The sequence below is a fragment of the Chloroflexota bacterium genome, from assembly GCA_020850535.1.
Classification (GTDB): Bacteria; Chloroflexota; UBA6077; order UBA6077; family JACCZL01; genus JADZEM01.
This window is the reverse complement of record JADZEM010000075.1, coordinates 1-5,675: the sequence shown is the minus strand read 5'-3', so window position 1 is coordinate 5,675 and position 5,675 is coordinate 1. Positions and strand designations below refer to the sequence as shown.

Below are 5,675 nucleotides of genomic sequence, written 5' to 3'. Positions count from 1 at the left end.
TCGCTGCGCGACGGCCGTCGGGAACGGCCGGCACTGGTGCGACTGGAGCGTCGCGCAGCGACTGCAGGATCGTAGGCGGGGCTTTCAAGCCCCGACGCGGCGGCACGACGACATCAACATGCAATCGCCCCGTTGGCGACACCGCGTTGCGAGCCGTACCAGGAGCGGGACCGGTATCATGTCCTTCTGACTGAGACGCCCACCTGACCGGTGACCCGCTGACGACTGTCCTCCGTCATCACGACGCGACATGATTGGACCAGGCCAGATCACCGGCGCCAGAACGACGATGCCTGGAGCCGCCCGATGACCGCTGAACCCGTGTCCGCTGACCGAGTCCCCGAGGCTCGTGCCCGCCGGTACCAGCCCACCGAGATCGAGCCGCGCTGGCAGCGCCAGTGGGAGGCTGACGGCCTGTACGTCGTCTCCACCGACTCGGCGAAGCCGAAGTACTACGCGCTGGTTATGTTCCCGTACACCTCGGGCGACCTCCACATCGGGCACTGGTACAACTTCGCCATCGCCGACGCCCACGCCCGCTACAAGTCGATGCACGGCTTCAACGTCCTGATGCCGATGGGCTTCGATGCCTTCGGGCTGCCGGCCGAGAACGCCGCCATCGACCGGGGCATCCACCCGCACACCTGGACGATGGACAACATCACCCGCATGACCGGGCAGTTGAAGACCATCGGCGGCATCTACGACTGGACCAAGACGCTCGCGTCGTGCCTGCCCGAGTACTACAAGTGGAACCAGTGGTTCTTCATCAAGTTCTTCGAGCAGGGGCTGGCCTACCGCGAGAACGCGCCGGTCAACTGGTGCCCGAAGGACCAGGGCGTCCTGGCCAACGAGCAGGTCAAGGACGGTCTGTGCTGGCGTTGCGGCACGCCCGTCGTCCGCAAGAACCTGGAGCAGTGGTTCTTCCGCATCACGAAGTACGCCGACGAGCTGCTGGACTTCTCGGAGATCGAGTGGCCGGAGCGCGTCGAGGCGATGCAGAAGAACTGGGTCGGCCGGTCAGAGGGCGTCCAGTTCGACATCCCTGTGGACGGCCGCGACGAGAAGATCGCCGTCTACACGACCCGCATCGACACCGTCTTCGGCATCACGTGGGTCGTGCTGGCCCCCGAGCACCCGCTGGTGGACGCGCTGACCGCCCCCGAGCAGCGGGACGCCGTGGCCGCGTACAAGGAGCAGACCAGCCGCCTGAGCGAGATCGAGCGGCAGTCTACCGAGAAGGAGAAGACCGGCGTCCCGCTGGGCTCGTACGCGATCAACCCGGTCAACGGGGCGCGCGTGCCGATCTGGATCGCGGACTACGTGCTGGACAGCTACGGCACCGGCGCGGTCATGGGCGTGCCGGCCAGCGACGAGCGCGACTTCTCGTTCGCGACGACGTACAGCCTGCCGATCATCCCCGTCGTGGTGCCGGAAGGTTGGGACGGCTCGGCGCTGACCGAGGCGTACGTCGATCCCGGCGTGATGGTCAACTCCGGCCAGTTCGACGGCCTCCCCTCGACCGAGGGCAAGGTCAAGGTGGCCGAATGGATCGAGGCGCAGGGCATCGGCACGCGGACGGTCAACTACCGCCTGCGGGACTGGCTGATCTCCCGTCAGCGCTACTGGGGCACGCCGATCCCGATGCTCTACTGCGACACCGACGGCATCGTGCCGGTCCCGGAGTCTGAGCTGCCGGTGCTGCTGCCGGAGGACGCCGAGTTCAAGCCGACCGGCGAGTCGCCGCTGGCCTCGCACCCGACGTTCACGAAGGCCACCTGCCCGAAGTGCGGCGGCCCGGCCCGGCGCGAGACGGACACCATGGACACGTTCATGGACTCGTCCTGGTACTTCCTGCGCTACACCGATCCCAAGTTTGACCGGCCGCCCGGCTTCGATCAGGAGAAGACCGACTACTGGATGCCGGTCGATCAGTACATGGGCGGCGTCGAGCACGCCGTGATGCATTTGCTGTACTCGCGCTTCTTCATGCGGGTGCTGCGGGACATGGGGCTGGTCGAGAGCGGCGAGCCGTTCAAGCGGCTCTTCAACCAGGGCGCGATCCTCGGGCCGGACGGCTTCCGGATGAGCAAGAGCAAGGGGAACGTGGTCAACCCCGATGACTACGTCGGGACCATCGGCGCGGACGCCGTCCGCTGCTACCTGATGTTCATCGGGCCGTGGGACCAGGGCGGCCCCTGGAACCCGAGCGGCATCGGCGGCGTGACCCGCTTCCTGAACCGCGTCTGGGCGCTGGCGACCGAGCCGCGGGAGTCGAAGGGGGACAGCGCCGACACGCGGCTGCGGCGGGCGGTCCACCAGGCGATCCGCGATGTGACCGACGACCAGGAGCACTTCCGCTTCAACACGATGCTCGCCAAGCTGATGACGCTGGTGAACACGATGTACGAGGTGCGCGGGCAGACCTCAGCCGGGGCCTGGGGCGAAGCTGTGCGTGCGTTGCTGCTGCTGCTGGCCCCGAGCGCTCCGCACCTGACCGAGGAGCTGTGGACGAACGAGCTGGGGCTGGCCTACAGCATCCATCAGCAGCCCTGGCCGACGTTCGATCCGGCCCTGGCCACCGAAGACGAGCTGAAGGTGGCGGTGACGGTCAACGGCAAGCCGCGCGGCGAGCTGCTGGTGCCGGCCGACCGTCAGGACGACGAGGCCTATGTCACCGAGCAGGCGCTGGCCTTGCCGCGCGTCCAGTCGGTGATCGGCGAGGGCACCGTGCGCCGGGTGATCTACCGGGCCGGCAAGGTGCTGAACCTCGTCGTCGGGTAGGAGGCCTGACGGTGGGGCTGGATTGTGGGGCCGGCGGCCGCCCCGCCAGCCCCTCTACGAGCCCCGTCTCCCCACGAGTCATGTCGTCCTGAGCGCAGCGAAGAACGACATGGTGTCTTGCATGTTTTCCCCGCCCGGAGCGGGGTGGCTATCCTGCCAGCCCCTCCACGATCTCGACGTTCGGCAGCGCTTGCAGGATCTCCGGGCCGGCCAGAACCTTGCAGGAGCGGCTCCCGCCCCCCAGCACGATCCGCTCGCGGGTCATCACGCGGGCGTCAACCCAGATCGGCATGTCGGCCGGCAGGCCGAAGACCGTGACGCCGCCGATCTCCATGCCGGTCAACCGGCGCGTCTCCTCGGCGGGCGCGAACGACGCCCGCGCGCCGATCTTCTGCTTGACGGCCCGGTTCACGTCCAGGCGCGTCGTCGCCAGCACCACGCAGGCGGCGAAGCGCGGCGGACTCGACTTGCCGATGACCAGGATCGTGTTGGCCGAGTCGTCGCCAGCGAAGCCGTACGCTTCGCAGAAGGCCGCCGTGTCGGCCAGGGCCGGGTCGCACGGGAAGATCTCGTAGGGGACGCCGAGCGCGTCGAGGTGAGAGCGGAGCACGTCCTCGTCAGTCATAGGGGCTGGCTGCCTCATCAGGGGAGATTGCCGTCATCCGCTGGAGGATAGCGGCCCGGCGGTCGTGCGTGCCGTGCTCGAGCGTAGCCCTCCAGGGCGATTGCATGTTGATGTCGTCGTGCAGCGTCGTCGGGGCTTGAAAGCCCCGCCTACACTCCTGCAGTCGCTGCGCGACGCGCCTGTCGCACCAGTGCCTGCCATTCCCGACGGCCGTCGCGCAGCGACGGCGTGACTGTAGGCGGGGACTTCAGTCCCCGACGCGGCGGCACGACGACATCAACATGCAATCGCCCTGCGTAGCCCTCGACCTGTGACCCGCTGCTCCGTGCGCCGATGTGCGATCATCCGCCGCCGAGATGTGTATCACCCATGAGTGACCTGTTCCAGACCGTCGCCACCGCACTCGCCGAGCTGAGCATCCTCCAGATGGTCGGGGTACTGCTGGCAGTGCTGGGGGCGGCCATCATCAAGGGCGCTATCGGATTCGGCTTTCCGCTCGTCGCCACGCCGCTTGTCTCGACCATCTGGGATGCGCGCCACGCCGTCCTGGTGATCTCCATCGCCTCGCTGATGAACAACGTCAACATTACGATGCGCGGCGGGGGCAGCCGGCGGACGTTTCGTCGGTTTATCCCGACCATCGCCGGGCTGAGCGTCGGGACCGTGGCCGGGTCGCTGCTGCTGGCGCGCGTCGATCCGAACCTGCTGGCGCTGATCGTCGGCAGCGCCGCGGTGCTGTTCGGGATCGTGGCCCTGGTGAAGCCAGACCTGGCCGTACCGCCCCGGCTGGAGCGGTACCTCGCCTTGCCGATGGGCATCCTGGGCGGGCTGCTCGGCGGCAGCACCGGCATCTTCGCGCCGGCCCTGGCGTCGTACACGCACGCCCTGCGGCTGGGCAAGCGCGAGTTCGTCTTCTTCCTGACGTTGCTGTACCTTGTCGGCACGAGTGTGCAGGTCTTTAGCCTGTACCAGCTCGGCCTCTACGATCTGACGATCCTGGTCGTTGCGGCGCTGACGGTGCTCCCGAACTTCCTGGGTGTCAGTCTCGGCATCCGCCTGCAGGAGCGTATCGACCCGCTGCTGTTTCGTCGGCTGGTGGTGCTGGTCATCCTGATCTCGGGCGGCAGCCTCGTGCTCCGCTCCCTCTAGTGCGGCGCGGCCTCGTACGGTGTGGCCTCGCGTCCGGCAGAATAGCCGGAGCGGGCAGGGCCCGTCGGACGTCCTGACACGTTGTACCGTCTGCAAGAGGAACAGGCTGCCCGCCAGCCTGCAGCACGGGAGGTGCAACGGCATGGGAAGCTTCGACGGACAGGTTGTCGTAATCTTCGGCGCGAGCAGCGGCATCGGCCGGGCGGCAGCCCAGGCGTTCGCTGAAGGTGGAGCCACAGTCGCCCTTGCCGCCAGACGCGGCTCGACGCTCGCCGAGATGGCAGGTTTGATGGCTGCAAGCGGCTACCACGCACTGGCGCTCCCGACCGATGTCAGCCACCGCGACCAGGTCGATCACACCATCGCGACGACCATCGAGCGGCTCGGTCGGCTGGATGTCGTGGTCAACGCGGCCGGCCTGAACACCCAGCATCGCCGCATCAGCGATCTCACGCAGGGCGACTGGGACCACGTCCTGAGCGTCAACCTGACGGGCGCGTTCAACACCACGCAGGCCGCGCTGCCGCAGATGCGCGCCCAGGGCGGCGGGCTGATCGTGCAGTTCTCGTCGGTGTCCGGGCGCTGGGGCGACATGTCGGGCGCGGCGTACCAGGCCAGCAAGCACGGCATCGTCGGCCTCTGCCAGGCGACCATGATGGAGGAGCGCACCCACGGGATCCGGGTGACGGCGATCCTGCCGGGCCTCGTCGATACGCCACTGCTCGAGAAGCGGCCCGTCCCGCCCACGCGGGAGACGCTCGAGAAGGCGTTGCAGCCGCGGGATGTGGCGATGGCCTGCACGTTCCTGGCGAGCCTGCCGGCCCGGGCCTACATCCCCGAGCTGATCATGATGCCGCCGCAGCTGCAGGTGGTCGGACAGGCCATGATCTGAGCCGCGTCGCAAGGGATGTTCACGGCGATTCCGTCGGGCGAGGGCGTGCCCCTCGCCCAGGGCGATTGCATGTTGATGTCGTCCTGCCGCCGCGTCGGGGCTTGAAAGCCCCGCCTACGATCCTGCAGTCGCTGCGCGACGCTCCAGTCGCACCAGTGCCGGCCGTTCCCGACGGCCGTCGCGCAGCGACGGCGTGACTGTAGGCGGGGACTTCAGTCCCCGACC

The 5,675-nt window shown here is 68.1% G+C and carries 4 protein-coding genes; 3 read left to right on the top strand and 1 reads right to left on the bottom strand.

From position 1 onward, the window contains the following. Positions 1 to 306: 306 nt before the first annotated feature. Positions 307 to 2,784: a leucine--tRNA ligase gene (locus IT306_11335; GenBank protein ID MCC7369010.1), complete on the top strand. Its 2,478-nt coding sequence runs from the start codon at positions 307 to 309 to the stop codon at positions 2,782 to 2,784. 148 nt (positions 2,785 to 2,932) lie between these two features. Here the strand turns inward: IT306_11335 and IT306_11330 are convergent, their stop codons facing one another. Continuing rightward, the gene (locus tag IT306_11330; GenBank protein ID MCC7369009.1) at positions 2,933 to 3,409 is read right to left on the bottom strand and encodes a hypothetical protein; all 477 of its coding nucleotides are present in this window, start codon (positions 3,407 to 3,409) and stop codon (positions 2,933 to 2,935) included. A gap of 369 nt (positions 3,410 to 3,778) precedes the next feature. Between IT306_11330 and IT306_11325 the strand changes: the two genes are divergently transcribed. Next, on the top strand, positions 3,779 to 4,558 hold the full coding sequence (locus IT306_11325; GenBank protein MCC7369008.1) for a sulfite exporter TauE/SafE family protein: 780 nt from the start codon (positions 3,779 to 3,781) through the stop codon (positions 4,556 to 4,558). 142 nt (positions 4,559 to 4,700) lie between these two features. Then, on the top strand, positions 4,701 to 5,450 hold the full coding sequence (locus IT306_11320) for an SDR family oxidoreductase (protein MCC7369007.1): 750 nt from the start codon (positions 4,701 to 4,703) through the stop codon (positions 5,448 to 5,450). Positions 5,451 to 5,675: the final 225 nt, after the last annotated feature.

What these genes read in the sequence shown, in the direction of transcription:
- IT306_11335 (MCC7369010.1), top strand. Translation starts at nt 307, where the DNA reads ATGACCGCTGAACCCGTGTCCGCTGACCGAGTCCCCGAGGCTCGTGCC.
- IT306_11320 (MCC7369007.1), top strand. Translation starts at nt 4,701, where the DNA reads ATGGGAAGCTTCGACGGACAGGTTGTCGTAATCTTCGGCGCGAGCAGC.
- IT306_11330 (MCC7369009.1), bottom strand. Translation starts at nt 3,409, where the DNA reads ATGACTGACGAGGACGTGCTCCGCTCTCACCTCGACGCGCTCGGCGTC.
- IT306_11325 (MCC7369008.1), top strand. Translation starts at nt 3,779, where the DNA reads ATGAGTGACCTGTTCCAGACCGTCGCCACCGCACTCGCCGAGCTGAGC.